Annotated in this window: 1 protein-coding gene; it reads right to left on the bottom strand. The window is 36.9% G+C overall.

Annotation, left to right across the window (positions count from 1 at the left end):
* The coding region (locus LI114_RS14410) for a DUF4314 domain-containing protein (RefSeq protein WP_227221146.1) at positions 1–109 on the bottom strand (109 nt) is incomplete at its 3' end.
* Positions 110–350: the final 241 nt, after the last annotated feature.

Genomic DNA, 350 nt, shown 5'->3' with positions numbered 1-350 from the left:
TACCGGACTCAACAGGGAATGGATCATCATTCATTCTGTCAAGGCAGATGCGAGTTCCTTCGGGATATCTCTGTCGCAGCCTTTCAACGTTTTCTTTATTGTAATACATTACACATTCCTCCTGTCAAATTTATTTTCTCATCTGTTAATACAGCCTCTGCCACATTAGGATCACCATCTCTCTTAAAAAACAAAAAAGCCGATCCTATTGGTTTCTCTGTTTTAAGAGATACCAACAAAATCGGCAGATCCAATAAATTTGTATTGAAAACTTTGTGAAAGTTCTTTTATATACAAATCGGCAGGCTTAGAGCAAAATATACTCAAAGTCTGCCGTTATGTTCGATATT

The sequence above is a fragment of the Ruminococcus sp. 210702-SL.1.03 genome (assembly GCF_020559915.1).
Taxonomy (GTDB): domain Bacteria; phylum Bacillota; class Clostridia; order Oscillospirales; family Ruminococcaceae; genus YE71.
This window is presented reverse-complemented; position numbering and strand designations above follow the sequence as displayed.